General features: G+C 69.8%; 28 protein-coding genes and 1 tRNA gene. 10 read left to right on the forward strand and 19 right to left on the reverse strand.

The features are described 5' to 3' along the window. Window positions 1-45 precede the first annotated feature (45 nt). The 6 genes from ABT170_RS21135 to dndC all read left to right on the forward strand — a co-directional run bounded on the left by ABT170_RS21135 (window position 46) and on the right by dndC (window position 4924). Window positions 46-420 (forward strand): hypothetical protein, encoded by a 375-nt coding sequence (locus tag ABT170_RS21135; RefSeq protein WP_351869501.1) that lies wholly within the window; start codon window positions 46-48, stop codon window positions 418-420. Continuing rightward, complete coding sequence (locus ABT170_RS21140) at window positions 413-1039, forward strand: RNA ligase family protein (RefSeq protein WP_351869504.1); 627 nt, start codon at window positions 413-415, stop codon at window positions 1037-1039. The genes ABT170_RS21135 and ABT170_RS21140 overlap by 8 nt, the downstream gene beginning before the upstream one ends. 187 nt (window positions 1040-1226) lie before the next feature. Continuing rightward, a complete protein-coding gene (locus ABT170_RS21145) occupies window positions 1227-1835 on the forward strand; it encodes a GNAT family N-acetyltransferase (protein WP_266815590.1) in 609 nt (202 codons plus the stop codon). A gap of 24 nt (window positions 1836-1859) precedes the next feature. Further along, window positions 1860-2294, forward strand: coding sequence for a hypothetical protein (locus ABT170_RS21150; RefSeq protein ID WP_351869507.1), 435 nt, complete (start codon window positions 1860-1862; stop codon window positions 2292-2294). A 48-nt stretch (window positions 2295-2342) separates the two neighbouring features. Next, a complete protein-coding gene (locus tag ABT170_RS21155) occupies window positions 2343-3200 on the forward strand; it encodes a hypothetical protein (RefSeq protein WP_351869510.1) in 858 nt (285 codons plus the stop codon). 176 nt (window positions 3201-3376) lie between these two features. Further along, window positions 3377-4924 (forward strand): DNA phosphorothioation system sulfurtransferase DndC, encoded by a 1548-nt coding sequence (dndC, locus tag ABT170_RS21160; protein WP_351869513.1) that lies wholly within the window; start codon window positions 3377-3379, stop codon window positions 4922-4924. 61 nt (window positions 4925-4985) lie between these two features. On the opposite strand, the gene ABT170_RS21165 is transcribed toward dndC, so the two are convergent. The 5 genes from ABT170_RS21165 to ABT170_RS21185 form a co-directional block, all read right to left on the reverse strand. Beyond that, on the reverse strand, window positions 4986-5267 hold the full coding sequence (locus tag ABT170_RS21165) for an HU family DNA-binding protein (RefSeq protein WP_351869516.1): 282 nt from the start codon (window positions 5265-5267) through the stop codon (window positions 4986-4988). 213 nt (window positions 5268-5480) lie between these two features. Beyond that, the gene (locus ABT170_RS21170; RefSeq protein WP_351869519.1) at window positions 5481-6068 is read right to left on the reverse strand and encodes an AfsR/SARP family transcriptional regulator; all 588 of its coding nucleotides are present in this window, start codon (window positions 6066-6068) and stop codon (window positions 5481-5483) included. Continuing rightward, window positions 6038-6637 carry a hypothetical protein gene (locus ABT170_RS21175; RefSeq protein WP_351869522.1) on the reverse strand — a complete coding sequence of 200 codons (600 nt, stop codon included), beginning with the start codon at window positions 6635-6637 and terminating at the stop codon, window positions 6038-6040. The genes ABT170_RS21170 and ABT170_RS21175 overlap by 31 nt, the downstream gene beginning before the upstream one ends. Before the next feature lie 109 nt (window positions 6638-6746). Next, window positions 6747-7763, reverse strand: a complete 1017-nt coding sequence (locus ABT170_RS21180; RefSeq protein ID WP_351869525.1) for an endonuclease/exonuclease/phosphatase family protein — start codon at window positions 7761-7763, stop codon at window positions 6747-6749. A gap of 148 nt (window positions 7764-7911) precedes the next feature. Then, window positions 7912-7985 (reverse strand) — tRNA-Met (locus tag ABT170_RS21185). Window positions 7986-8145: 160 nt separating this feature from the next. Between ABT170_RS21185 and ABT170_RS21190 the strand changes: the two genes are divergently transcribed. The 4 genes from ABT170_RS21190 (at window position 8146) to ABT170_RS21205 (ending at window position 11404) form a co-directional block, all read left to right on the forward strand. Beyond that, window positions 8146-9357 carry a hypothetical protein gene (locus ABT170_RS21190; RefSeq protein WP_351869528.1) on the forward strand — a complete coding sequence of 404 codons (1212 nt, stop codon included), beginning with the start codon at window positions 8146-8148 and terminating at the stop codon, window positions 9355-9357. A 259-nt stretch (window positions 9358-9616) separates the two neighbouring features. After that, window positions 9617-10432 carry a hypothetical protein gene (locus ABT170_RS21195; RefSeq protein ID WP_351869531.1) on the forward strand — a complete coding sequence of 272 codons (816 nt, stop codon included), beginning with the start codon at window positions 9617-9619 and terminating at the stop codon, window positions 10430-10432. A gap of 107 nt (window positions 10433-10539) precedes the next feature. After that, complete coding sequence (locus ABT170_RS21200) at window positions 10540-11100, forward strand: hypothetical protein (RefSeq protein ID WP_351869534.1); 561 nt, start codon at window positions 10540-10542, stop codon at window positions 11098-11100. Between the two features lie 64 nt (window positions 11101-11164). Then, window positions 11165-11404, forward strand: coding sequence for a hypothetical protein (locus tag ABT170_RS21205; protein ID WP_351869537.1), 240 nt, complete (start codon window positions 11165-11167; stop codon window positions 11402-11404). A 121-nt stretch (window positions 11405-11525) separates the two neighbouring features. Here the strand turns inward: ABT170_RS21205 and ABT170_RS21210 are convergent, their stop codons facing one another. The 14 genes from ABT170_RS21210 to ABT170_RS21275 form a co-directional block, all read right to left on the reverse strand. Next, window positions 11526-12320: a hypothetical protein gene (locus ABT170_RS21210; RefSeq protein WP_351869539.1), complete on the reverse strand. Its 795-nt coding sequence runs from the start codon at window positions 12318-12320 to the stop codon at window positions 11526-11528. A gap of 315 nt (window positions 12321-12635) precedes the next feature. Next, entirely contained in the window at window positions 12636-13127 is a 492-nt protein-coding gene (locus ABT170_RS21215; protein WP_351869542.1) for a hypothetical protein, read from the reverse strand. A gap of 58 nt (window positions 13128-13185) precedes the next feature. After that, a complete protein-coding gene (locus tag ABT170_RS21220) occupies window positions 13186-13500 on the reverse strand; it encodes a hypothetical protein (RefSeq protein ID WP_351869545.1) in 315 nt (104 codons plus the stop codon). Further along, entirely contained in the window at window positions 13500-14222 is a 723-nt protein-coding gene (locus tag ABT170_RS21225; RefSeq protein WP_351869548.1) for a hypothetical protein, read from the reverse strand. The genes ABT170_RS21220 and ABT170_RS21225 overlap by 1 nt, the downstream gene beginning before the upstream one ends. Window positions 14223-14736: 514 nt before the next feature. Continuing rightward, the gene (gene trpA, locus ABT170_RS21230) at window positions 14737-15576 is read right to left on the reverse strand and encodes a tryptophan synthase subunit alpha (RefSeq protein ID WP_351869551.1); all 840 of its coding nucleotides are present in this window, start codon (window positions 15574-15576) and stop codon (window positions 14737-14739) included. Window positions 15577-15657: 81 nt separating this feature from the next. Further along, window positions 15658-16185: an OmpA family protein gene (locus ABT170_RS21235; RefSeq protein WP_351869554.1), complete on the reverse strand. Its 528-nt coding sequence runs from the start codon at window positions 16183-16185 to the stop codon at window positions 15658-15660. Window positions 16186-16188: 3 nt separating this feature from the next. Beyond that, window positions 16189-16764, reverse strand: a complete 576-nt coding sequence (locus ABT170_RS21240; protein ID WP_351869557.1) for a hypothetical protein — start codon at window positions 16762-16764, stop codon at window positions 16189-16191. Window positions 16765-17120: 356 nt separating this feature from the next. After that, window positions 17121-17741: a DUF6875 domain-containing protein gene (locus tag ABT170_RS21245; RefSeq protein WP_351869560.1), complete on the reverse strand. Its 621-nt coding sequence runs from the start codon at window positions 17739-17741 to the stop codon at window positions 17121-17123. Window positions 17742-17776: 35 nt separating this feature from the next. Then, complete coding sequence (locus tag ABT170_RS21250; RefSeq protein ID WP_351869563.1) at window positions 17777-18982, reverse strand: histidine decarboxylase; 1206 nt, start codon at window positions 18980-18982, stop codon at window positions 17777-17779. Then, complete coding sequence (locus ABT170_RS21255; protein WP_351869566.1) at window positions 18979-20208, reverse strand: glutathione synthetase; 1230 nt, start codon at window positions 20206-20208, stop codon at window positions 18979-18981. Before ABT170_RS21255 ends, ABT170_RS21250 begins: the two co-directional genes overlap by 4 nt. A gap of 45 nt (window positions 20209-20253) precedes the next feature. Further along, window positions 20254-21573: an ATP-grasp domain-containing protein gene (locus ABT170_RS21260; RefSeq protein WP_351869569.1), complete on the reverse strand. Its 1320-nt coding sequence runs from the start codon at window positions 21571-21573 to the stop codon at window positions 20254-20256. A 121-nt stretch (window positions 21574-21694) separates the two neighbouring features. Continuing rightward, window positions 21695-21823 (reverse strand): hypothetical protein, encoded by a 129-nt coding sequence (locus tag ABT170_RS21265; RefSeq protein ID WP_351869572.1) that lies wholly within the window; start codon window positions 21821-21823, stop codon window positions 21695-21697. A 283-nt stretch (window positions 21824-22106) separates the two neighbouring features. Further along, complete coding sequence (locus ABT170_RS21270) at window positions 22107-23207, reverse strand: GNAT family N-acetyltransferase (RefSeq protein WP_351869575.1); 1101 nt, start codon at window positions 23205-23207, stop codon at window positions 22107-22109. A gap of 24 nt (window positions 23208-23231) precedes the next feature. Further along, window positions 23232-24500: an MFS transporter gene (locus ABT170_RS21275; RefSeq protein ID WP_351869578.1), complete on the reverse strand. Its 1269-nt coding sequence runs from the start codon at window positions 24498-24500 to the stop codon at window positions 23232-23234. Window positions 24501-24654: the final 154 nt, after the last annotated feature.

Genomic DNA, 24654 nt, shown 5'->3' on the forward strand with positions numbered 1-24654 from the left:
TCCGGAGTCCGCATCGACACCGACTCCGTCACCACCAAAACACACGTGCCCGGCCCCTGGCCGCTGAAGGAAGCCGTACTGCGCGACGAACTGGGCGGCGACCCGCGCTTCGTCCGGTTCGCGGCAGCCGACGGTGAGACGGCCCTGTGCGTGATCTCCCGGCAGGACGCCGCCGATCCCGGCGCCACTCTGCCGGTCAACGAACTGGCCACCACCTTGGTCCACCGGGCGACCCGTCAGGTACTGCCGCAGCCCCTCCGCGGGCCAGTCGTCGTGCTCGGCGCAGGCCGCATGGCCGGACTGTGGCGAACCGGCGATCTCACCGACTTCCACCGCGCACTGCTGCACTCCCTCGCCCGCGAACAGGGCGGCCCCGAGATCCCCGGTTCTTCGGCGCCCGTGGAGCTCTACCGTGACTGAACCGCTGCCGCGCTACCCCCATACCCCGCACCTGCCGGGCTCTCCGGGGGCCACCGCCGACGACGTCTGGTGCGTCTGGCCCCGGTTCGTTCCCGAGCCGGGCCGCGAACTCGTCACCACGATGAAGATGGACGGGGCCAACACGACTCTCCACGCGGGCGGAATGTACGGACGGTCCCCCTCAGGGCGCAGCAGGCCGTGGCAGAGCCGCATGCGGGCCTTCGCCGGCGCCGTGTGCCCATCGATCCCGCCGGGCGTCCGTGTGTGCGGTGAGGACCTGACCGTCTCGCACTCCATCGCCTACGAGCGGGATCTGCCGCCGTTCATGGTGTTCTCCGTCTGGGAGGGTGAGGACTGCCTGTCGTGGGACGAGACGGCGGCCTGGGCAGAAATGCTCGGGCTGCCGACCGCGCCCGTGCTCGCCCGGGGCCCCCGCCCCGCAGATGCCCGCCTTCTGCCTGGAGCTTTCGAGAGCCGGACAGACACCGAATTGGACGAGGGTTTCGTCGTCCGCGACGGGCGAGGGTTCGCGCGAGCGGAGTTCACCGACCGCGTAGCTAAGTGGGTGCGCGCCGGCCACGTCCGGACCGGTGACCGGTGGACGACCGACAACTCTTAGGCATATTGCTTAATTGCTTTTACTTAGGTATAGTTAGAGCAACGGATGCGGCGCTCGCCGAGTTTCCGCTTCAGGGCGCTCGGCGCCCGTTCTCCTTCCTCATCTCAGGACCACCCGTATGTCTTCTCGACGCCCCCGCCCCCCGTTCCGCGTCCGCGACGCCGGACACCGCGACCGTGAGGCCTTCATGAGCCTGATCCGACACGCGGACCCTGATCATCCCTCGCCCTTCCACTCGGCCCGGCTCATGCTCGGATTGGCTCCCGAACCGCCGCTCTCCCACAACCTCAACCTCTGCCTCATCGCCGAGGACCAGCGCGGAAAGCCGGTCGGCGCACTGCTGGCCGGGCCCCCGGACTGGCTCGTGGAGCACCCGGGACTCCGAGGATCCCCGCTGACCCTGGCCCTCGTGCATCGCGTGACCATGATCCAGGGGGTGGCCGTCGACGCGAAGTACCGCGGGCGAGGCATCGGAAAGGCCCTGATCCGCCGCGCCGAACGGCGCTACCGGGAAGCTGGCTGGGGACTATCGATGCTCATCCACGGCCCGTCGCTGGAGCCCTTCTACCAGCGGCTCGGCTACGCCTCGCACCCCGGTCTCCTGATGAACCTCCCCAGTCCGAACCCGCTGATCGGCCAGGACTTCCTGAACATGCTCACGGCACTGAAGCCGCTCGCCTCCGAAGTCCGCCTGGCCGAGGTCCCCTTCGCCCCCTGCCCCGTCATCTCGGGTGTCCTCCCCGGCGCGCGGGTGCCAGACCATGCCTGGTTCGACGGCGCCGCGCTCTGCTACTGACCGGACCGCACCAGAAAGTCACCCATGCCCAACCGCGAAGCGGTCGTGCGCGTTCTGACCCAGGACGTCCTCGGCAACCAGCGCTGGAACGGCCGGACCCGTCAGTACGAGTCCATGCCCACCAGCGCCTACTACGACATGCGCGACGGAGCGGCGGCGATCCTCGAACGCTCATCCGGGGCCGTCGACTGGCCCCGGATGCTGTTCGAAGCGGCGTCCCGCCACGCGCTGCTGCACCCCGACCGCCCCGCCGAGGACGACCAGCAGTACCCCTCCCCGGTCGCCGGCCTGTGCGGCGAGTGCCTACGTGAGGCGTTTCTCGCCGACGACACCGGCGCGCAGGACTGGACGGCCCGCCCGGCATCACCCCGTGAGCACCGCGGTACGGACTGGCCCGCGATCGTGGCCGCCGTCTTCCCGCACCGAGCGGCGGCCCACTGGCACCCGTTCCAAAACTGACCCGTGCCCGCACCCCACCACCTCTCTTCTCTTCTTCAGGAGCCCTCCATGCCCGTTGCTCGCTACGCACTCCAGTACGCCGTCCAGCTCGCCCATTTGCTGGGGTCCGGCTGGAGCGCGTCAGGCTGCGACTCCTCGACGTTCGCCGTCCTCGACGGCCCCGGCATCGAACTCGCTGTCTCCACCACCTCGCCGATACGTTCGCGCACCAAGGTCCGCGTGCAGATCCGATCCCGGGGCGACCTGGTGTGGCGCAGGCGCACGGACTTCGACGGGCAGGTGTCGGGAACCATAGGTGACCCGGCAGCGGTCGCCGACGCCATCCGCACGGAGATCCTTCCGGCTTGGAAGAAGCTGGTGACGGAACTGGAAGCACGCACAGTGCAGACCCGCTCAACGGTCCGGGAATTCGCGGCCCTCGCTGCCGAGGTGGTCGGCGGTGCCTCGGTCACCTATGGCTCCCGCCCCGGAGTGGCCGACATCCGCTGGAACGGCGGCCACGCGGTGCTGTGGGCGGGCGACGACGGCCACATCTCCTCGCCGTCTATCGAGATCACGAGTGCGCACGGTGCCGCTGCGGTGCTCGCCTTGCTGCGCACGGCAGCGGGCCTCGTGCAGGATCCCGCGCGGTTCAGCGTCAGCGATATCGGGAGCGCCGCCGCCCGGCTGCTCGGCGATGGCTGGTCGGCGGAGCCCTGGGAGTGGCACGACGGCGCGTGCATCGAGCACCGGGACGACGTCGGCGGCGGGTACAACCTTGCAGTCCAGGACGGACACCTGTACGTCTCGGCGAACCTCCGCGACGAGAGCCGCACCTTCCTGACCGGCGTGTCCGCCTCCGACAGTCTGGAGACCCTCGGCGCCTCCGCCGCCGCCATCGTGCGCAGCATCCGCGACGACCACTGATCGCCTCCCGCGGCAGGGGCGCGCCGTCCGCGTCCCTGTCCGAACCGGCCTCGCTTCCGGCGGGACGGGCCACCGCAGCCGGTTCGACCGGCTTCCTACACGAAGGCTTGCGTATGCGTCCTCCTGTACTCCTGGGCCTCTCCCCCACGCGCACCGTCCCGTTCGCGGGAGGGAGCATGGGGCAGTGGCTCCGCGGCATCCTCGACGAGATCCGTGAGCTGTACCGCGCTGACTCCGTACCTTGGGTCGTCGGCTACAGCGGCGGCAAGGATTCAACGCTGTGCCTGATGCTCGTGTGGATGGCGCTCGCCGGCCTGCCCGCCGAGCGCACCAAGGTCGTCCACGTCATCAGCACGGACACCGGCGTGGAGAACCCCGTCGTCGCAGCCTGGGTGGATGCCTCACTGGCCGCGATGCGCAGGGCAGCCGAAGACCAGGGCCTGCCCATCGAGGCGCACCGGCTGACGCCGGCGGTCGAGGACTCGTTCTGGGTGTGCCTGATCGGCCGGGGCTACGCGGCCCCGAGGCCAAAATTCCGGTGGTGCACGGAACGATTGAAAATTAAACCTTCGAATGCGTTCATCCGTGCGGTGGTCGCCGAGCACGGTGAGACCATCCTGGTCCTGGGCACTCGCAAGGCCGAGTCGGGGGCCCGGGCCCGGGCCATGGCACGGCACGAGCGGCGCCGGGTGCGGGACCGCCTCAGCCCCAACGCCTCACTGCCCAACTCCCTGGTGTACTCGCCGGTCGAAGACCTGACCAGCGACGAGGTGTGGCAGCTGCTCATGCAGTACTCGAACCCCTGGGGCCACAGCAACAAGGACCTGCTGACGATGTACCAGGGGGCGTCACCGGACGCGGAATGCCCGCTGGTCGTCGACTCGACGACGCCGTCGTGCGGCGACAGCAGGTTCGGCTGCTGGACCTGCACCTTGGTCTCGCAGGACAAGTCGATGCAGGCCATGATCAGCAACGACGTGGAGAAGGAGTGGATGTTGCCGCTCCTGGAGCTGCGCAACGCCCTGGACGTCGATGACGACCGGGATGTACGCGACTTCCGGCGGATGAGCGGCCGGCTTCACCTGTTCAAGGGGCGCCTCGTACACGGTGCCTACCTTCAGCAGGCACGGGAGGAGTGGCTGCGCCGCCTTCTGGAGGCTCAGACCTGGATCCGGGCCAACGGACCCGAGTACGTACGCCAGCTGACCTTGATCACCATGGAGGAACTGCGGGCCATCCGGCACGAGTGGGTCTATGCGAAGCACGAGATCGAGGACTCGCTTCCCGGCATCTATCAGGCCGCCACCGGCGAGCCGTACCCGGATCCACCGCGGGAGAGCGCGTTCGTCAACAGTGCGGAGATGATCGACGTTCTGCGTGAGGTCTGCGGCGACGACGAGCAGCAGTTCCTCATGGCTCGCGAACTGCTCGGTGTGGAACGTCGTTTCGCGACGATGGCCCGACGCGCTGGGCTCTTCGCCGAGTTGGAGAAGGTTGTCAGCAAGTACGCGTTCGAGGACGAGGAGGACGCCCTCGGATTCGCACTCGCGCGTGAACGGCTCGCGACGGAGACACTGGCCTTGTCTGACACCGGAGTTCCCGGACAGTCGCTGCCATTGCCCCCAGGGCAGGACGAGAATGGCGCCACCGAAGCGGAGCGGCTGGTTGCAGACCTGCAGTCGGCTGGCCTGGCCCCGACCGACCGCGACGCAGACGAGCAGTGATGCATCGTCGGCAGCGGCCGGGCGCCCCGTCCAGTCGGCGCCCGGCCCGCGGCCAGGGGGCTCAGGCGCCCTTGGCGGCTTCCTTCAGCTTGGAACCCGCCGAGACCTTGACGCTGTAACCGGCCGGGATGTCGAGCGGCTCGCCCGTCTGCGGGTTGCGGGCGGTGCGGGCGGCACGGTGGGTGCGCTCGAAGGTGAGGAAGCCAGGGACGGTGACCTTCTCGTCGCCCTTGGCGACGATTTCGCCCGTAACCTCGGCGAAGGCGGCCAGCACGGCGTCGGCATCCTTGCGAGTCACCTCGGCGCGGTCGGCGAGCGCGGTTACCAGGTCGCTGCGGTTCATGAAAAACTCCGTATCTCGAATCGTCTCGTCGCCGTGAGGCGACGGGACTGGTCAGGTCCAACCCTGTCATTCACCACTGACAGTCCTTCCGTCGGCCACTCTGCGGGCCGTCGAGTGGTGCAGACGGCAGGGTTGTCGGCGGGCTTCCCGCCCGCGGGCCACCGGGGGTGCAGGCGCCGGCCGGAGGCGCGCGGCAACTGCTCTCGGCTCCCATCAGCCGATCCGCGATAGATGGAAGAGCTCCGGGAGGAGGGTCGCCTGTGGAGGAGTCATGGGGACGAGGTCCTGCGTCAGTTGATCGGCCAGCTCCTGGAGGCCGTCGTGCTCGGAGTAGGACTCGGTGACGGCTTCGAGCGCGGCCTGGTGGCGCTGGGGTCCGCCGGGCAGCGCCCTGAAACCGCGTTGGACGGACCACCGGGCGCCGGGGAGGTCACCGCCGTCCAGGTAGCGGCGTGTCAGTCGGCGTGTGACCCGTGCGATAGCTGCGGTCATCTCCACGGCGTACGGGGCTGCCCACTCGTACCGATCCGGACGGATGACATCGGCGAAGGGTGGCCCCTGGACGAGCTCCAGAGCGGCGCGCAGGCGCCGGGTTCCGGCCAGGGAGTCGTCGCCTTGAGCGGCAGCGGTCAGGGCGCGGAACTGTTCCCAGTCGCTGGTGACCGAAGGCGCCAGAGCGTAGTTGGTCGCGGGCGTCCATACGGGGAAGTGGGCTGGGCCGAGCCAGGCTCGAAGGCGACTCGTCGTGGTGTTTCGGGTGTCGGAGCGGATCATTCGGTCGGGCCACAGGGCGTCGTCCATGGTGTGGTGGTCGGCGCCAGGATGCAGATGGAGCCAGATCGCGACTCGGTCAGGCGCGAGACGCGGTTGGATCCTGTCTGTCCTTGCGCACCGTGGACCTGCGGGGCGCCCAGCATCACCAGGTTGATATCGCCCGGCAGCCGGAGGGCGGGGGGCTCCGTCCGGTCGGCGCTCTGACACCGGCGCCCGCCTGGACTCGCTGCTGTCGGCTGCGGGCCCGGATCCGCTTCCGTCAGGGTGGGGAGGAGTCCCTCCAGCACACCGCGCGTGATGGCCCACCCATCAGCGAATGCCTGCTCCCGCTCCGCTTCGGCTGTGGCCGCGGGGTGCCAGGGCGCTTCGGGGCACAGCATCTGCCAGGCGATGTGGTCGGGCGGGCAGACCGTGTGAATGAGGACAAGGGAAGCGGCCCGCCAGCGGACGAGTGCTGCTGTCGGGCTGCCGATCTGCAGGGACTCGGCCTGCTGGAGGAGGCGCTGTACGGCGTGCCGGGTTTCGCGCCGCTCAGCATCTTCGGCGCTGGCGCGGTGGGTGGGGGTTTCCGTGGAGGGGGCGGGGATCGTGGTCACGGTGCCTCCTGGTCGGATTCGGCGCGGGGAAGGCTCGCAAACTGCAGCGGCGGGGTTCGCTCCCGCCTGAGCGTGAGCGCCGGCATTTCCGTGCGAGCGGCAGAGGCGTTCACGGGAGCCGGATTTCGCCGATGTTGCCCGTCTGGATCAGGGGGCCCGTGATGCGCGCGTGGGGTCCCACGATGTTGGTCGTGGCGCCGTGGGTCTGGACGGGCGTGTGATGCCGGAAGCCTGGGGTGCTCTTTCCCGGGCGGCTGGAGATCAGCGCAGGTTCCAGGTCGATACTGACCGGCAGATGGTCCGATGCGCTCAAGGCTGCGGGGGTGCGCAGCACCCGGTAGCCGGCCAGCGCGGGCACCAGGTGGCGGGTCGTGCGGACCATGTCGATGCGGCGTGGCCCGAAGGGGTCGCCGACGGGCCAGTGACCGGTGGTGGGATGCCACGGGGCGTCGAACTCCGCTGCGGCGTCCAGAAGTCCGCCTCGGCGCAGGGCCTGTGCGGCGCGCCGGTCGGCGTGGTGCGGTGCGTCGGGGTCGTCGTTCCACTCGACCTGGTAGAGCAGATCGTCGTACCACTCCTGATGTGCGTAGGGGTCGGGATCGTAGTAGTCGCCGTTTGCTGTGGGGTCGGCGGAGATGCTGTTGAAGTCGCCGCCGATCGCGGCAGGCCCGGGCGGGCGGGTCAGGGCGGCGACGACGCGGTGGGCCTCGTCGAACCGTCGCGCGGGCCGGAACGGATCTGCGTGATAGCTGGCGAATGTGACCGGCTCGCGGGCTCCGACGTCGAGCTGCAGGCGGGCCAGGGCGTGGTGGAAGTCGCCGCCCTGAAAGGCCCGCCAGGTGCCGGGGGCCGGGGTGATGCCCGGACGCCAGAGGAGCCCCACGTGATAACGGTGCTGGCCCGAGGCGAGGGCGGTGGTTCCCCGGGCGTCGACCGTGCACAGCAGGCCGAGGGAGTCGGCGAGTTGGTGCAGCAGACGAGCCGCGCCGGCGGCCGTGTCCGCGACGATCTCCTGGACTGCGAGCACGTCAGGCCGGGCTTCCGCGACCGCCTGGCTGAGGCGATCAGTGCGGTCGTCACGGCCGGTGAAATCGAGCAGGTTGTAGGTGGTGAAGCAGACGGTCACGGCATCTCCATGGCTCCGAGCGGCCCGAGCGGGTGCTCGCTTACGCATAGAGGTGTCGAATCGGGTGCCCGTGTGACATCGACGGCGCGACTTTTTCGGCGCGGAACGACTTTGGCCCCGGCGCGGACGCCGGGGCCAAAGTGATGAGTAGCGGGGACAGGATTTGAACCTGCGACCTCTGGGTTATGAGCCCAGCGAGCTACCGAGCTGCTCCACCCCGCGTCGGTAGCCCTCACTATACGGGCCGTACAGAAACACCCCGAACATAATTGCTTAATTGTCTTTACTTCGGTATAGTTGGAATCACTCGGGGCGGTGACGCACGGGCGCTGCAACGGCCCCGCCCCACCCCGAGGGACGAACGCCGATCCAGGAGACTCCCTTGTCCTTCCACTCCCCCACCGAGCTCCAGCTCCCCATCCGCGACGCCGCCGTTCCCGCCGTCGGGACGTTCGACCGGTTCACCGGCCAGGCCCGCTATCAGCTCTCCGGTGACGAAGTTCGCGGCAGCTTCATCGTCGTCCCCGAGACGGTCCCCGGCTCCGACGCCTGTCACGTCCGGGTGGTCTACGGCGACCACCCCGCACAGCCGCAGCCCGAGCGGATAGACGAGCCCAGGATTCGCCGGACCCGGGTACGCGGCGAATGCGGCCCACTCGCGGTCGACGCTCTGCCCGAGCGCCACCAGCTCTTTGCGCGCGGCCAGTGGGTCCGCTCAGACGGAACGCTGGGCACCGTCCCGCGCAGCACGCACCGATACCTGGCCGAGGTCGTGCACGCCGTCGTCACTCACTGGGCCACCCGGCCGAACCGTGAGGGGCTCATCCGGGCCGCCGTACGTCACGCCCAGCAGCAGCCTGACATCCCGGCCCAGGCAGCACGCGAGGCCACAGAGCGCGAACTGGACGCCATCCGTGCCCAGATCGCACCGCACTGGACCCTTCTCCAGCAGCTGGAGGCGGTTGCCCAGGCCGACGCACCCCGGCTTCCCACACTGCCGCGCATGGTCCACATCGACTACCTCGATCCCGCCGACGGCACGACAGGCATCATGACGACCCTCCCCCGGCTCAACGCACTCGACGGAACGATCACCTACACCGTGACGGGCGGTGGCCGCGTGCGCGGAGCCTTCACGGTCGGCCCCGACCGGTACAGCCGTGACGCCCTCCCCAGCGGCGTAGGCGTGCAGCTCGGAACCACCCCACTCCCCGACGGTGCGGGCCGGGAGAACGAGCCGGTCGTCAACGGGATCCGTTTGCGCGGCTCCTGGAACTGCACCGACGCCCAGTCGCTCACCCCGGCCCTCCCGGCGGCAATCCCCGGCATTCAGCGGGCGGACGCCCCCGACCGGTCCGTACCCGCGAGCACCGCCGCATGGATCAGCACCGCCATCCGGGCACTCGCCATCGCCTACCGCGATCACAGCAATGTGGACGCGCTGCGCCTGGCCGCCGGGAAGAGCCGCGTGGACCAATTGCGCCAGGCTCCCGTCGACGCGGTCGTCGAACTCCGCCGACAGGAATCGGCAGCCCAGGCACGCCTCACCGCCGTCCAGGAGGCCGAGGCCGCCTTCGCATCCCTGTCGGCCTGACATCTGATGCGCCCGCAGGGCGGGGCACGGCACCCCGGTCCCCGGCCTGTGAGCGCGTCGACCCCTGCACCGGTGTTACCGCCGAAGACCTCCGCGCAGCGGCAGAGGAGATCGCCACGTCCGGCTGGGTCGAGCGGGCGGCCAGGGCGACACCACCGTCCTCCTGGATCTCCCCCGCGACCCGGCTGCCCTCCTATCCCTCGTCCTGATCCCGCCGCCCTCTCGCCAATCTCCGGTCGTCCCTCACCAAGGAAGATTCATGGACACCAGCCCCCTCGCTTCCACCTCGCTCGCCGCCGAGGTCGCCGCACTGCTCCCCAAGCGCCACCAAGACGAATGGACCGTCCGCACGGCCGCCCGCCAAGACCACCCGGACTACCCGGCCGCCCGCCTGGCCAACGGCCAGCGCCGCTTCCTCATCCTCCTGACCGACAGTGGCAACACGACGCTGACCGCTGCGGCGCCCGCCTCCGACACCTCGCTCGCCGTCGCAGGCAGCGCCCCTACAGCGGTCGCCGGAGCAGCGCTCCGTTCGCTGCTGCCGCGCATCGACCGCCACATCATCCGCCTGTCACCCCCTCAGCAACAGCAGCACCGACTCCAGCACCTCTCCGAGATCGACGCTCTGCTCCGCGAACTCGGCACACCTGCCGTGCGGTTCGACCAGGCTGACGAGGCCACCGGCCTGTCCTGGCAGTGCGGCAATGCGTCCGTGCGCTTCGTTCTGCGTGGCACGTCGCCCACCGGCTCGGTGAGCTTCAGCGGAGGTCTGGGGGCACTGGAGCGCTTCCTCCCCCCGTTCCTCCCTCCGCATCCGGGCCCGGGCCATGTCCGGTCCCGCCCGCCGCGCGGCTGCGGCGGCGCGGCCCGCCGAATCGTCGCGACCTTCCCCCATACCGTCGAGGCCGACGAAGACGGCCACGTCCGGTTCTCGGACGCAGACGGCGGCCCGCTCCAGGGCTGGGTGATGCCCCACGACATCAACGGCCCGACCGGACCGACGACGCCGGTCAGGGCCGGAGTCTGCGGGGTCGGTATCGACCTCATGCTTTCCGCGCTGCCCACGTTCGTCTGAGCCACACAGCCCCAGCGCGCCGCAGGACCGGACCGCGCACCGGGCCGGACAATGCCAGGCCGGCCCTCGCACAACGCACCACCGCGACACCCGAATCAAGGAACACCGTGAGCACCACAGTCATAACGAGCACCTTCACCCACCCCGACATCGTCGCCGCACTCGAAGCGGGAATGGAGATGGCCGCAGACGAGTCGGGCCGCCCCGTCACCGCCGAGCGCTTCACCTGGGCCACGGCCGCCGCCCTGACCTACCTCGACAGCACCCGAGCGCCGTGGGCGGATGTGTACGCCCGGCACGTTGAGATCGCGGCCGCGCAGGCGGCCGACGACAGGGGCGAAGAGGTCGAGGACACGTCGGACCTGTACGCGGGCATGCACTACAGCCGCGCACAGGTCTCGGCCGCCGTGAACGCGGGTGTCGACAACGCCGCCCGGACGATCCGCGAGCAGCACGCGGACGACATCGACAACCTGGCGGTGAACGCCGTCCTGACACTTCTGGATGACCCCGAGGCCTCGTTCGATGCCGTCGTGAACGAGTGCTACGGCGAGGACGCCGATGCCGTCAGCGGCTGGCTCTCGGACGTCCCGGCCGACAGCGACGCCGAGCTCGATGCCCAGCAGGCAGCCCGGATCGACGCGTACCTCCGCTCCGTCGGCCTCTGACCACGCCGCATGTGGGGCCGGGCCGCCACCAACCGCCCGGCCCCATCGAAGAAAGGAACATTCCATGTCCGTGCTCCTGATCGGCCGCTGGGACGCCGACACTCTCGAGATCGAGGAGTCGCACACCGTCGACGACGGAGACCAGGAAGCCATCAACATCCTGCTCAACGGGCGCGCCGGCGGCTGGTGGGCGTGCGAATACCTGGTCGACCGTCACCGGGACACCGTACAGATGGCGTACGAGGGGCTGGCTCCCGGGGAGTGCCTCGTCGATGAAGCTGAGGGTTTCGACCCCACCGCGTAAACACGCCATGAGCTCCAGGCGCTGAACCTGCAAGCTGTTCCGCCCCCGGGCCAACGACACGCTTCGCCGCGAGCCCACCCCCCAATTCCGCCGTGGGCAACCACGATCAGCGCAGCCCGATTCAGGCAGCCCTGGGGAGAACGGGCAGGGCGATGACGGCGGCCTCCCTGGCGGATTCCAGGGCGGCGGTGAAGGTGGCAGCAACGGCGACGGCCTCGGTGTTCATCCCTTCCATCTCCGCCACGGCGAGATCGTCGCGTGCGGTTCGGGCCAGCAGTTCAAGTACGTCCTCGCTGCCCTTGGTGAGCTGCTGTATTTGCTGCAGCTCCCGATAGCGATCGTCGGCCTCGGAAACTTCGCCGGCGTACGCCTCCAGGGCCAGGACCCGCCGCTCAACTCCGCCCAGGCTGGTCTTGAGAGACCTCCGGCGCAGCTGCAGGACGGCGGTGACCCTGCTGCTCCGGGGATCATCGGGTTCCGCCTTCATCAGACGGCTGTACTCAAGCAACGCTTCGGCGATCTCCCACTCCTGACGCGGGAGAGCTACCTCGTTGCACTGGCGATCAATCAGGTCGCAGCGGTGGACGGAGGAGGCGAAGACGGTCTTCTTCGCCTGCTGAGCACGGGCGAGGAGCGTGCGGGCCTCCTTCACCAGATCCGAGGGCTGGACGTACCTCTTTCTGGCCTCGGCCAGTTCCCGCAACGTCGCGTTGCGGCCGGCCGTTTCCATCGCCGTGATGCCGCCGATCAGGGCCACTCCGGTAGCACCGAATGACCAGACCCCCTCGATCCCGCTGTGCAGCGTCTCGAAGAGGTCCTGCACGGCCTGGTCGAAGACATCGGAGACCCCCCGTACTTCGTCGGGTTGCGCCTGGCCTCTGCCGGTGATCCACCACATCAGGGCGACCGCTGCCATCAGAATGGCGCCGCGGACCAACTGGGGCACTGCTGCCCGCCAAGGGCTCCTTTCGCCGCCTGCGTAGCGGAACGGATGCCTCTGCGCCTCGTGGAGCAACTTCCGCGCCCTCTCGGGAAGGCTCGGGTCAGTGACGGGCACCGCCGCTGTGCCGGGTATGGGCGCCGCCTTCTTCTTCACTGTCCTGTCCTCCACGCCTTCACTGGCGCTTGCGTGCGCTCTCTACGAAATAGGGACCGCCCCGCACCTCGCCCCTGCTTCTGTCCCCCGTTCTCGGGCAGGGGCAGGATGCGTACGGCCTGCGCGCTCGGGCGTTCACGCGTGGGTGATCATGCCGGTGATGAACCACACCGCCCAGATCAGGGGAACGATCGCGACGTACGCCATCGGCCGCTGGTGGACGGGCTTCCCCTCCTGAACGCGGGCGGCTCCCAGCGCGGGGGGCCCAGGTGCCGGCAGGGCAGCGAGCTTGCGGCTGGCGAGAAGGTTCCAGACCAGGGTGAACGGGCTGAAGAAGACGAGAGAGAACGGGGACCACCATCCCTGCCATAGCGTCTTGGTCGTCAGCGCACGCACGACAGCGGTGCCACAGGACCGGCAGAACGGACCGTCGATCTTGTGGAATCGCATTATCAGGAGCAGTCCCTGGTGCGCCCGGACGGCGACAGCAGCGGCCGGCTGCGCGCCGCAGAGACGGCAGGCCGGCACGGCCGGCTGCCAGCCGGGGTGATGGGCGGGCGCTTGAACCCCATCCTGACCGGCATACGCGGGGTCGAAGGGGCTGGGCTGCGCGGCTGGAGCGGTCATGGGGAGTCCTCCCGGGAGGAAGTCGGGGCCGGAAAAGGTGTGATGTGGGCAGACGTAGTCACGCGAGGTGGTCCATCGGAACGCGGAAGGGGCTGTTGAGCCAGCTGCTGTTGCGTGTCGGCCACGCTGTGACCGGCTCGATGACCAGGTCGGCGGCGGGCTCGGTGAAGGGAGTGGCGCTCGGTCTCGGAGCGTGCTGAGTCATCCGGGGGAGCTGCGCGGCGGCGTGTGTGAAGCGTGGCGTCAGCGTGTCCGGCGGTGTGAGCGGATCGGGGCGTCGCGGTCGTCCCGTGCGGACCCCACCGCCGCCGGTGACGTTCCGGTAGCGCGGCGGGGCGTGGGAGCCAAGCGGCAGCGGCGCGGAGACGGTCATCACGACCGCTCCCTGAAGAGCCGGCGCAGCAGGGCGGCAAGGGCTGCATCGTCGCGGGGGGTGATGCGGATCAGGGCATGGGCGAGGGCGAAGCCCGTGCCGCCGGGACGGGTGTCGCGATCGGAGTGGAGCCAGGCAGAGACGCCACTCGCGAAGCAGTGGCGGATCTGCGAGGGAGGGCCGCCGAGCCGGTGGATCGCCACGGCGGACTCGGTGTAGAGGGTGGCCGCGGCCGCGTGGTCCTGGGCCATCAGGGCGAAGTACGCCTGCAGCTCGACGCCCATGCCCGCGTACGGGTGGTCGCGTCCGTACTGGGCGGCGAGGTGTTGAGTGGCACGGTAGGCGGCTTGCTGTGCCGCGCGCCATTGTCCGGCCCGATGGGCTGCGCGAACGGTGTCCAGGAGATCGGTGCCCTCCGGAATGCCCTGGGCCCAGATCGGATCGGTGGTGTTGGCGGTCGGCTCCGGACGATGGGCGGGTTGGATCGTGCCGTCGGCTGCGATCTGGTGCTGCTCGACGCGGCCGTCGGGATGACCGATGCTCAGACGGATGGTCCTGCTCTGCTGGGCGGCCGCGGTGCGCAGCGGGCTGCATACATCCTCGATGAGGCTCTCCGCCGGCTCGGGGCCTTCGTGCAGCAGGCCCTGGGCGTGGATCCCGCCGCCCGGGAGAACGATGATCGTCTCGTGGATGTCGGTGGTTAGCGAGAGGGCCAGGGGCACCGCAGTCTCCCTTGATCGTGGTGAGTTGGGTACGGTCACCGGGAATCGACCAGGGAGTAGCGGTAGTCGAGGATCTCCGGCTTGCCCTGGAGGGGAAGGTGGACGACGGCCTCGCCCTGGAAGCTGGTGACCACGACCGCACGGGGGGGGTCTTGTTGTAGAGCGATTCGGAGTCGCCGGGGGTTATCTGCAGGGCCGAGTTCTTCACCAGGCTCTCCTTCTTGTGGGCCAGCGGAGCAATCGCCAGGAACCGCTCCGCCCGCTGCCGAGAGCATCGCCGCCACTCGGTGCCAGGAGTCGAACCGGCCGAGCAAGTCGTCCTGGCCCAGGCGCATCAGGAGACCGACTGCGGGCATGGCGGCGATCTGCAGGGCGAGCCCCTGGCCCATGCGGCGCAGTCTTCCTGCTGCAGCGCCGGGTGCGGGCGAGCTGACCTCTTTGTCCAGAGGCCGGCTCGGTGCGGTCGCGGTTGGCACGCCGGTGAGCTCCTTTGTGTGGTGTACGGGTTCGGGGGCTATGCGGCGGCGGGCAGGCGGTGCACGCCGTGTGCGAGGTCGCGGGCCAGGGCGAGGGCGGCGCGGGTCCCGCGGGGTCCTGTGGCGTTCTGGATGTGGCGGATCAGGGCGGAGCCGACGATGATGCCGTCGGCGTACTGGGCGGCCTGGTGGGCCTGTGCGGCGCTCGACACCCCGATGCCCACGCTGATGGGTAGGCCGGTGAGGGCGCGCAGCCGGGTGACGAAGGCGGGAAGGCCCGAGGCGAGAGGACCCGTATGGCCGGTGACGCCGGCGACGGCCGGGGCATAGATCATGCCGCCCGCGGTGGTGCAGATTCGGGCTAGGCGTTCATCGCTCGCGTTGGGTGCGACCACGGGCACGGTATGGAGGCCGTGGTGACGGGCGGCGGTGAGCCAGGGGCCGGCTTCTTCGAGGGGGAGGTCTGGGATGATCGCGCCCGCTGCGCCTGCTTCGGCCAGTTCGGCCGCGAAGCGTGTCGCGCCGCGGTGGGCGACGGGCTGCCAGTACGTCATGACGAGGACGGCGGCTCGGGAGCTGGCTCGGATCTCACGGATGGCGGTGAACAGGTGCGCCAGCCGGAATCCGGAGGACAGCGCCTGGCGGGTGGCCTGCGCGATCGTGGGACCGTCCAGTATCGGGTCGCTGTAGGGCAGGCCGACTTCGACGACGTCGGCGTACTGGGCGAGGGACTGCAGGGTGTGCAGGCTCTGCTCGAAGTCGGGGAACCCGACCGGGTAGTACACCGCGAGTGCGGCACGCTGGGCTGACTGGGCCGTGTGGAAGATCTGGTCGAGCGCGTGCGCTGCGGGCCCTGGTGTTTCCAGGGGAAGAGGCATGGCGAAGTCCGATGCGTGTGTCGAGGACGGCGGGTGCGGGGCCACCTGGTCTTGCCGCCGGTGGTTCGGGGGCGTTGTTGGTCAGCTGCGGGTGACGACGATCTCTACGCGCCGGTTTTTCGCGCGTCCGCTCTCGTCCTTGTTGTCGGCGATCGGGTGTTTCTCGCCGTGCCCGGCAGCCTTGAAGCGGATCGTCGCCAGGCGCGGGTCCTTGGCCAGGACCTGGAGGACCGCTTCCGCCCGCTTCCGGGACAGGGACAGCCCGTGCTCGGCGCTGCCGAGGTCGTCGGTGTAGCCGTTGACCAGGACCGGCTGAGCGGTCCCCGACTTGGCGATCTTCGAGGCGATGTCGCCCAGCTGGCTCTGGGCCTGCTCGGAGAGCTGGCCGCTGTCCTTGGTGAAAAGGACCTTCGACTGCACCCCGTAGGTGACCCGCTTGTCCTGGTCCACGGTTCTCTCGGTACCGTCCAGGCTCTCGACGCGCGAGACGATGCCGTAGTGGCGGGCCGGGATGTCTGCGGTGTTCTTCCGGTCGTCCGGGTGTGCGTGTGCGGACGACATGAGGAGGACGGCGGGCACCGCGGCGAGTACGGCGGTTCGCGAGCGCACTGGTCAGCCCTCCTGGAGGGGCACGGTGACGACGCTCAGGGTGCCCAGAGCGAGGTCCACCTGCTTGACGTCATTGGACGGTGCCTCGAACTGTGCGTAGAACTGCCGGGTCTGACCCTTGTCGATAGAGGCCGTGTGCTCGCTGCACAGGCAGCGGCCGTTCGTGTCGACCAAGGCCATGTAGCGCTTCTTGTGCGTGCGGTCGACGATCGAGGAGCCAGCCAGGGTGTACACCTCGGTTCCGTCGCGCCAGTCGACGGTGAGGTAGTTCTGGTCGCTGCGGTTGGTGACTTCGAACGTCACCATGACCATGCCGTCCTTGCGCTGGACGCTGTGGATCTGTCCGTCGATGCCGTTGCCTCCCTGCAGTTGGGCGACGGCCGGCCCCTTGGCGGTCTGCGGGGAGTCCTCGGCCGCGGTTGCGGCCGGTGCGGAGGCCCTGCTGGAGGTGTCGTCGGCGGGACTGGCCTTCGCGGCTGTGGTGGGCTCGTCGCCGTCACTGCCAGAGCAGGCGCCCATGCCGAGGAGGGCGGATCCGGCTATCAGCGTGGCGACGACGGTCTGCCGGGTGCGGTTCATGCAAGGCCTTCAATCGGGTCGTGGCGGGAGGGGGCTCGTCCTCTGCCGGGGTGGGACGACGGCACCCCGGAACCAAACGGGCCTGTGCAGTGAGGTCAGGACTCTGCGGTGGTGTTAAACAGATTCCAGACATAGCGCTCTTCTCGTCGTCGGTGGTTCGTAGTAGGCGATGGCGTCCGCGCTCCACTTCTCTGCTTGGTCGTTACGCAGGCCTCGCCGTAACCGCTGGCTCCCGCTGGGTATGTCCTGTAGGCGCTCTCGGAGTTGTGGTGTCTTAACGAGGCCGAGGTGCGCGGTGGCGGACAGGGCCGCACGCGGTTCGCGAGCGTGGGGTGCCGGTAGCCAGGTCAGGACGGTTAGTGGGGGCTGCTGTCAGGGTGGTCTGCGCTGTCCGGTCCGTCGGTGCGGAAGTGGCGTTCGTAGGCCTGGATGTGGATGGGGTCCTCGGCGAAAAGGTGGTCATGGCGCGCCATCCGGCGGATGACGATGAGCGGCACGGGCGAGCAGTTGACTGGAAAGGCGGCATTGTGTGCGGCCGGGGCCGGACAGTGCGGGTGGAACTGGCCGGCCATCAGGCCGCGCGCCATGACCTCGGTCTTGACCTCGGCGTGCGAGCGGTCGATTTCCGCCCAGTGCTCGGGACCGAGGTCCTGGAGCACGACGACCAGGGAGTTCAGGTGGCGGCCTCGACGAGGCCAGGGGTGGTTCTCGAACTGCTGGAGCGCGTCGTCGAAGACGGATCGCAGCCAGGTGCGGGCGGCATCGGGAGTGGTGAGTAAACGGTCCCGGGGGCGCGGGTCCCCGGCGGGGAGGGTGGCGGCGACCCGGATCAGGACGGATCCCTGGCGGCGGGCAGCAGGGACGTAGGGGCAGACGGCGCCCTCGCGGCCGAGCAGGGGGTGCGGGCGCGTGACGTAGTTGTCGAGCCAGGTGTTGATCACATTGCGCTGGGCGGTGTTCGGTGTGATCAGGGGCATGCGCGGGCCTTCCTCTTGAGTTCTGGACGGGCTGGTCACGGCGTGCGCAGGTCGCGGCAGAGCTCGTCGATGGTGGTGCGCGTGACGTGTCCGACGGTGATCAGATGGGCCGTATTGCCCTCACATGCGAGGTGCCATTTGCGGACGATCCATTCGGCGGGGCGGTCGATGCAGACGGTGAGGGAGTCGGTGGTGCGTGTGGGGCGGGCGCCGGCCCGGGTAAGCTGGTCGACGGCGTACTGGGCCGTTTCCAGGCAGCGCAGAATGTGGGTACGCAGTCCGGTGTGGCCGAGCCGGCGCAGCGCCGACCACAGGAACAGGGCGGCGAGCCCGCTGCGGGAGCAGCCCAGCGTCCGCGCGGAGGCGTTGGTGTACTCACTTGCGATGGTCGGCTCTTCGACGAGGTTCTTGCGGACGAGTACAACGCCGCAGGGCACCGGGGCGCCGATGACTTTGTGGCCGCTGATGCTGATCGAGTCGGCTCCGTGGGCGAAGCTCCAGCGTGGAGCGGAAGGCGCGTGTGCGGCGATCGGTCCGCCGGAGGCGGCGTCCGCGTGGACGTAGATTCCGCCGGCCGCCCCGGCCCATTTGCGGAGTTCGGTGACGTCGTCGTAGGCGCCGCGCATGGTAGTGCCGATGGTGGCCACGACGATGGCGCCCGGCCCTCGGCCGCCGTGGGGGCGCACACGGCGGTGGAAGAAGGAGGCGACCTTCAACGACTCGGAGTTCAGGGTGCCGTCGTCGTTGCTGGGCAGCGTGACCAGGGTGAGTCCGAGGAGGTCTGCGGCCTTGGCCACGCTGTAGTGCGCCTGATCGGAGGCGTATACGTGGGCATGGGGGAGGTGACGGCGGGCGGTGGCCAGTCCCAGGAGGATGCCCTCGGTGCCGCCTGTGGTGACGTAGCCGTAGACGTCATCAGGGTCGGCGCCAGCGGTCTGCGCCAGGAAGCGGACCACCGCTTGTTCGTAAGCCTTGGTGTGGACGTCGCTCGCGTCGGCGCTGGCCGGGTCGCCGACGTTGTTGATCAGGACCGAAAGGGCCGGGGCCAGGTCGGAGAAGTCGAAGTCGAGGTTGCCGGGGAAGCCGAGGACGCGCGGAGCTTCCCTGCGCAGGGCGGCGGCAAGGTCCCGAAGTTGGGCGGTGTCCGCGGCCGGGTCGGCCGGGCCATCCCCGATGTGCAGCTCAGGCGGCAGGGGCACGGCGTCCGGGACTGAGGCGTGGGTCAGGGGCAGGGCTGTCATGCGTGGCTCCCGTACAGGCCGAGGTTCTCGGCGGCTCGGATCACGTGGTGGTCCTGGTTGATGGCGCGGCTGTCGTCGGCGACCAGGAGGAGCCATCCGGCGGTCTCGCCTGAGCGCACGGGGGTCCCGGCGTTCAGTTCGGTGGTGACGGCCACCGTCGGCAGGGTGGTGATGGTGCGCAGCAGGTCGGAGTCCAGGGCGCCGTCGTGCTGGGGCAGGAGCGCGACCTTCGTGACGTGGGCCCGCCGCTGCGGAGAGCTCTCGTAGCGTCGGCCGGTCGTCAGCAGCAGCGCGGTATCGCGGATGGGGTCGTGGCCGGTGGCCCGGCGCAGCGTGTCGGAGGCGAAGTCGGCGTGGGGGTCGGTGCGCAGGGACAGCAGGGCGGGTCCGCGGTCGGGGATGAAGGTGACCGTGGCGTGGGCGGGGCCGTAGCGCACGCCCAGGGCGTTGAGCGCGCGCATCGTGTAGAGCGAGAGGGCGCGTGCCAGCAGGCCGTTGCGGCTCAACAGGTCGGCACGCCACACCTGTTGGCCGGAGGTGTGGACCTCGGACCAGATCGAGCTGATGGTGTGGCCGGTGCTGCCGTCGTGTCCGGGCCCGGTCAGGGTGTGGATGCGGTACTGGGTGCCGGCGAGGTGCTCGCGCAGCACGAGCGGCTGCCCGATCGGGTGCTGAAGGCGGTGCCAGGCGTAGGTGATGTCGTCGGCGGTGCGGCAGAAGTAGCCGGGGTGCTGGTGGGCGGGGTCCGGGTGTTGGAGGAGCAGTTCGCTCACCTGGGTGAAGGCGGCCCAGTTCAGGGCCTCGGGCAGGCGGGTGGTGCGGATGCTTCGTGCGGCGGTGATCCCCGCGTCCAGGAGTGCGGCGCCAGTGAGACCGGTGTCGCGGCGGACGCTGGCGGTGGCGGGTGCGTTGCCGGGGAGCCGGAGGCGGTCGGCGAGCCGGTCGGCGAGTTCGGTGCCGGCCGGCGATCCTGCGATGACGCCCTGCACGCCGAGGCGGGCGAGGTGGGCGGCGGTGCGTCGCAGGCCTCCGCGGTGGGTGAGGTGTCGGAGGTAGCCGTCTGCGGGCGGGTGGGCGGTGGGGGTGGTGACCGCCACGGAGGTCCAGCCGTGCCGGGCCAGTGCGGGAAGGTAGAGGTCGCCGGCGTCGGCCGGTGCGACGATGGCGGCCGCGGCTCTTCGGTACACGGGCGGGGCCACTGCAGGGGCGGGCGCAGTGAGGGCCATAGCGCGGGTCTCCTGGGGTGTGCTCGGGTGGGTACGCAACGCAGATCAGGCGACGTGCGCGGTGGTGGCGGAGTCGGCCTGGATGTGGATGCCGCGGCGGTCCTCGACCAGCTGGAGCCGGCGGTGGCAGGCATCCGGGCCGGGGCCGGTGACGACGGCCAGCGCAGTCCGGTCCAGCACAGTGGCGTGGGGCGGGGCGGTAACGCGGCTGCCGGGGGCGGCGGTCCACTCGAAGCGGTCGAGCCAGGCGGCGAACACGCCGGTGTGCACCGGTGTGACGTGGCCGGTGACGGCTGGGAAGAGGAAGCGGACAGCGGCACTCTGGCTCTGGCTGGGAACTAGTTCGGGGTCGACGCCCATGGCGAGGTCTGCGGTGATCTGCGGCAGGTTGAGACCGGTGGCCAGGTGGACGAGGTGCGGGATGAGGTCGCCGCCGAGGTGCGCGTTGATCTCGACTGTGCGCGGGCCCTGGTGGGTGAGTCGCATCTCCACGTGCATGACGCCGCTGGAGATGCCGACGGCCGTCAAGGCGCCCAGGGCTACGTCGCGTATCCGGGGGTCGGCCAGGAGGGGGTCGGTGGGGTCCACGAGGTGACCCACTTCCTGGAAGGCCGGTTCGTCTCCGAGGTACTTGCGGGTGACTGCGGCGATGTGGCCAGTGCCGTGGCCGAGGACCACACACTCGACGCTGACTTCGGGGCCCTGCAGATACTCCTCAATCAGCACGCCGGTCGCGCCGGTGCGCTCGATGCCGAGCAGGGACGCTTCCTCGGCGGCCTGGAAAGCGTGGCGGACCTGGTCGGGCGTGTCCGCGCGGTGAACCCCAGCGCTTCCGCTCAGGGAGCGCGGCTTGATGACGACCGTTCCGCCGAGCAGGACGGAGTACACGACGGCGATTTCGGCATCCGCCACGAGGTAGGAGCGGGCGGAGGGCACGCCGGCGGCGGCGAGCAGGGAGCGCATTTGGTGCTTGTCCCGGCAGACCTCCACCGCGGCGGGAGCGTTGCCGGGTAGCGCGAAACGGTCCGCGAGCCGGGCCGCGAGCACGACGTGGTTCTCCATGTAGGTCAGCACTCCGACCACGTTTCGTTCGGCGGCGAGAGTCGCCACCGCGTCGGTGACGGTTTCGGTGTCCGTCAGGTCCACCGCGACCAAGACGGTGACGTGCGGTTCGGCCCAGGCGGGTGGCCGGTCGTCGAGAAGGGCGACGGGATGGCGGGCGGCGATCTGTTTGAGTCCGTAGCCGAACCAGGTGTGGCTGCCGGCACCCAGGACGACCAGCAGTGGCACCTTCGAGGGGTCTGGGCCGTGTCTGCGGGCGCCGGTGGTCGCCTCGGAGGGTGGGTTGGAGCCGGAAGGGTTCATGGGTGCGGCTTTCCGTTCGCCTCAGTGGAGCGGAGGTGCGCGGCGGTGTGGCCTTCGGTGGCTGGTGCGCGCGGGGACTGCGGTCGACCGAGCTGGTGACCTGCGGGGCTTCGGCCGGAGGTCAGGCAATAGCGGCGTACCTCCAGAAGATCCAGCCCCAGGCGCCCTTGTGGACGCCCGTGCGGACTTGGCCGTAGTACCAGTAGTCCTTGCCGTCCTTGCGGAGCCAGGTGCACTTCATGTTGATCACGGTGCCCTTGGTGAGCTGTCCCTTGGAGTAGTAGTTGGTGCCCGGACCGTTGCGGAGATTGAGGTTGCTGGCGGTCGTCTTCCAGGTCCCGATGGCCCCGCCGTGATTGCAGGCGGAGGCGCCGACGGCGTTGGCGGACGGCGCTGCGACGAGGGTGGCCGCCGCCCCATGGTTACGGCGGCGATCGCGAGGCCGAGGCGTCGTGTGGCGCGGCCCTTGAGCGGGGCGGGAGCCGTGGTGATGCTGTCCATACGGGTGGTGCCTTTCTGGAGAGGGGGCGGGGTCAGGCCCTGTTCCAGGCGCGCAGCACGTGCTGGTTGAGCCCGGTGTGGAGCGCGCCGAGGCGGCTGACGAGGTGAGGGTTGGGCCGTGTGAGGTAGACCGCTGAGGTCAAGGCGACGGGCAGCATCCCGAGACTCGCCTTGTAGGCATAGTTGCCGCGGCCGGCGTCCAGGACGCTGGCTCCGGTGGCGGCAGCGAAGCGGACGCTCTCGTACATCAGCCAGCCGTAGGTGTGCAGGTCCGTTTCGCGGGTCTGGTCGATCGCGGCGGTCCACAGGTAGAGGGCGGAGCCGTAGCGGAAGCAGAAGAAGCCGCCGGCGAGGGTGCCGTCGCTGTACTCGGCGAGCAGTGCGACGGCGCCGGGTACGCGGGTGAGGGGGGCGAGCATGTCGGCGCCGTAGAGGGCAGGGCTGTGGCGTTCGTTGGTGGCCCGGGCCTGGGCGGTGAACTCCCCTAGGCGGGGCAGGAGATCAGCCCCCTTGGCGATCCTGAGGGTGAGGCCGGCCTCGTTGCCGCGGCGGTGCTGGCGGCGGAATTCGCGGCCGGTCCTGCTGGAGGGGAAGTTCGCGATGAACTCGTCGACGGAGGCCCCTACCTGGGCGCGGTGGGCCCAGTACAGGACGACTTCGGCGTCGGGGGGTCGGGCTTCGCGCCACAGTGTGCGCTCCGCTGGCGGGATGTTCGCGATGACCACCGCCTCGGTCCCGAGATCGTGGGCGAGTGCGCGGCTTCGGTCGACGGTTTCGGTGAGGACGGAGACGGTCGCTCCGGGGAGACCGCCGTACTCGCCGTAGATCGACGGGCCGTAGAGGACGTCGGCTTCGAAAGTGGGGCGGGCGGCGCCGGCCTGACCCTCCATGGCGCGCCACAGCGGACTGTTGCTGACCTGGTAGAAGGACATGCGGTGCTGGCGCGGCCCGTCCTGGATGAAGAGATGGTGGCGGCCGCGCACGAGCTCGGTGCGCACTGTCTGCCAGGCAGCGGCCCACTCACGACTGTGGAAAGGGGTGGCCGCGCGGCGCTCGGCGGGGAGTGAGGCCACCGAGGAGTGCCAGGAGCTGTTCAGCGAGCGGACGTTGGGGTGAACGGCGGTCAGGCTCATGGTCGGTTCTCCGGTTCGGCGGGGTCAGGAGGCGGCGGGCATCATCGGGGTGGGCACTGTGGTGGCCGGGCGGTGGTGGGTCAGGCCCATGAGCGGCAGGCACAGGGTGGCGCCCAGGACGCCGGCGGTGAGCATGGTGAGCGCGGCGAGGCTGCCGCCGCCCGTGGTCAGGGAGACTGCGGCCAGAACGGGGGCGATGATCACCGCGATGGCCAGGGAGGAACCCCAGATCCCGGCATAGAGGCCTCGGGCTTCGTTGGGGGAGATCTTGTTCAGGACATCGGATGCGGCGATGAAGAAGACGATTTCGCCGGGGACGGCCACGGCGACGGCGAAGCTGTAGCCGATGGTCGTGTCCGCCAGGCCAGCGCCTCCCATGCCCACGCCCAGTAGTAGGGCGCTGGTGGCGAGCATCCCGAGCATGGGTCGTTGTCCGCCGCACCGCCGGCTGAGCCAGGGAGTGAGCAGAGGGGTGAAGACGATAACGGCCGCGGCGTTGGCGACCTGGGTCAGTCCGTAGGCGCTGGCCGCGAGCCCGTCGTGCTCCATCAGCATCGGCAGCGCGGTGAACATGCTGGCGGCGCAGGTCAGGGCGGTCGTGCTGGCCGCCCACAGCAGCCACAGCCGTGCATCGCGCAGGGCGGACCTTCCCAGGCTGCTTTCTGCAGTTGTTTTCGGGCCGACGACGACGTCGGGGCTGAGATAGCGGTACGTGATCGCGGCGCAGACGGCGCAGGCGGCGGCATTGAACCAGAAGAGAACTTGGAAGCCGAGGGGGCCCGCCAGGAGTCCTCCCACCGCGCCGGTGATCGCTGCGCCGATGTTGACCGCGCCGTGGCGCCATCCGTTCACTGCGGCGCGCTGCCCGTCATCGGTGATCAGGTCAGCTATGGCTGCGGAGACGACCGGTCTCGGCGCGTCGTAGACGACACCGGCGATCAGCGACCCTGCACAGACGGCGGTGAACGCGTGAGCCTGGGCCATCAGCGGTAGGCATACAGCGGCCGTGGCCAGCGCGGCCACGAGCGTGCGGCGGCGGCCGAAGGAGTCGGATGCCCACCCGGTGAGCAGTTGGCCGATGAGCCACCCCAGACCGAACACGGCGAGGACCTGGCCGACTGCCTGGGTGCTGTAGCCCAGGTCTTCCTTGAGGCGATAGCTGAGGAATGGGTAGGCGAATCCGAAGCTGCGCGCGACAAACGTGGTGAGGAGTAGTGCCCAGATCGCGGGTGGCCAACGCCCTGGCGCCGGCGGCCCGGAGATTTTGAGGGGGGCGGGCATGGTGGCTGACACAGACGCTCCAAGGAAGGCAGATCTGAGACGTTCCTGGTGGCGAACGGCGTCAATTGGTTCGGGCGCCGGACGGGGGAGGTGGAGGCGTCGCCGCGGAACGGGCGACGCCCCCACTGAGCAGCTGGCCCGTACCCGCGCCGGTAAGGCGGGGGAT

Origin of the sequence: Streptomyces sp. NPDC001787 (assembly GCF_040297465.1) — a bacterium.
In the GTDB taxonomy this organism is placed as follows: Bacteria; Actinomycetota; Actinomycetes; order Streptomycetales; family Streptomycetaceae; genus Streptomyces.

Excerpts from the sequence above, each read along its gene's own strand:
- ABT170_RS21240 (WP_351869557.1), bottom strand. The coding sequence starts at position 16,764 with ATGAACCGCACCCGGCAGACCGTCGTCGCCACGCTGATAGCCGGATCC.
- ABT170_RS21270 (WP_351869575.1), bottom strand. The coding sequence starts at position 23,207 with ATGAGCCTGACCGCCGTTCACCCCAACGTCCGCTCGCTGAACAGCTCC.
- dndC (WP_351869513.1), top strand. The coding sequence starts at position 3,377 with ATGGGGCAGTGGCTCCGCGGCATCCTCGACGAGATCCGTGAGCTGTAC.
- ABT170_RS21205 (WP_351869537.1), top strand. The coding sequence starts at position 11,165 with ATGTCCGTGCTCCTGATCGGCCGCTGGGACGCCGACACTCTCGAGATC.
- ABT170_RS21170 (WP_351869519.1), bottom strand. The coding sequence starts at position 6,068 with ATGGACGACGCCCTGTGGCCCGACCGAATGATCCGCTCCGACACCCGA.
- ABT170_RS21220 (WP_351869545.1), bottom strand. The coding sequence starts at position 13,500 with ATGACCGTCTCCGCGCCGCTGCCGCTTGGCTCCCACGCCCCGCCGCGC.
- ABT170_RS21245 (WP_351869560.1), bottom strand. The coding sequence starts at position 17,741 with ATGCCCCTGATCACACCGAACACCGCCCAGCGCAATGTGATCAACACC.
- ABT170_RS21260 (WP_351869569.1), bottom strand. The coding sequence starts at position 21,573 with ATGAACCCTTCCGGCTCCAACCCACCCTCCGAGGCGACCACCGGCGCC.
- ABT170_RS21150 (WP_351869507.1), top strand. The coding sequence starts at position 1,860 with ATGCCCAACCGCGAAGCGGTCGTGCGCGTTCTGACCCAGGACGTCCTC.
- ABT170_RS21165 (WP_351869516.1), bottom strand. The coding sequence starts at position 5,267 with ATGAACCGCAGCGACCTGGTAACCGCGCTCGCCGACCGCGCCGAGGTG.
- ABT170_RS21255 (WP_351869566.1), bottom strand. The coding sequence starts at position 20,208 with ATGGCCCTCACTGCGCCCGCCCCTGCAGTGGCCCCGCCCGTGTACCGA.
- ABT170_RS21145 (WP_266815590.1), top strand. The coding sequence starts at position 1,227 with ATGAGCCTGATCCGACACGCGGACCCTGATCATCCCTCGCCCTTCCAC.
- ABT170_RS21210 (WP_351869539.1), bottom strand. The coding sequence starts at position 12,320 with ATGGCAGCGGTCGCCCTGATGTGGTGGATCACCGGCAGAGGCCAGGCG.
- ABT170_RS21250 (WP_351869563.1), bottom strand. The coding sequence starts at position 18,982 with ATGACAGCCCTGCCCCTGACCCACGCCTCAGTCCCGGACGCCGTGCCC.
- ABT170_RS21155 (WP_351869510.1), top strand. The coding sequence starts at position 2,343 with ATGCCCGTTGCTCGCTACGCACTCCAGTACGCCGTCCAGCTCGCCCAT.
- ABT170_RS21195 (WP_351869531.1), top strand. The coding sequence starts at position 9,617 with ATGGACACCAGCCCCCTCGCTTCCACCTCGCTCGCCGCCGAGGTCGCC.
- ABT170_RS21215 (WP_351869542.1), bottom strand. The coding sequence starts at position 13,127 with ATGACCGCTCCAGCCGCGCAGCCCAGCCCCTTCGACCCCGCGTATGCC.
- trpA (WP_351869551.1), bottom strand. The coding sequence starts at position 15,576 with ATGCCTCTTCCCCTGGAAACACCAGGGCCCGCAGCGCACGCGCTCGAC.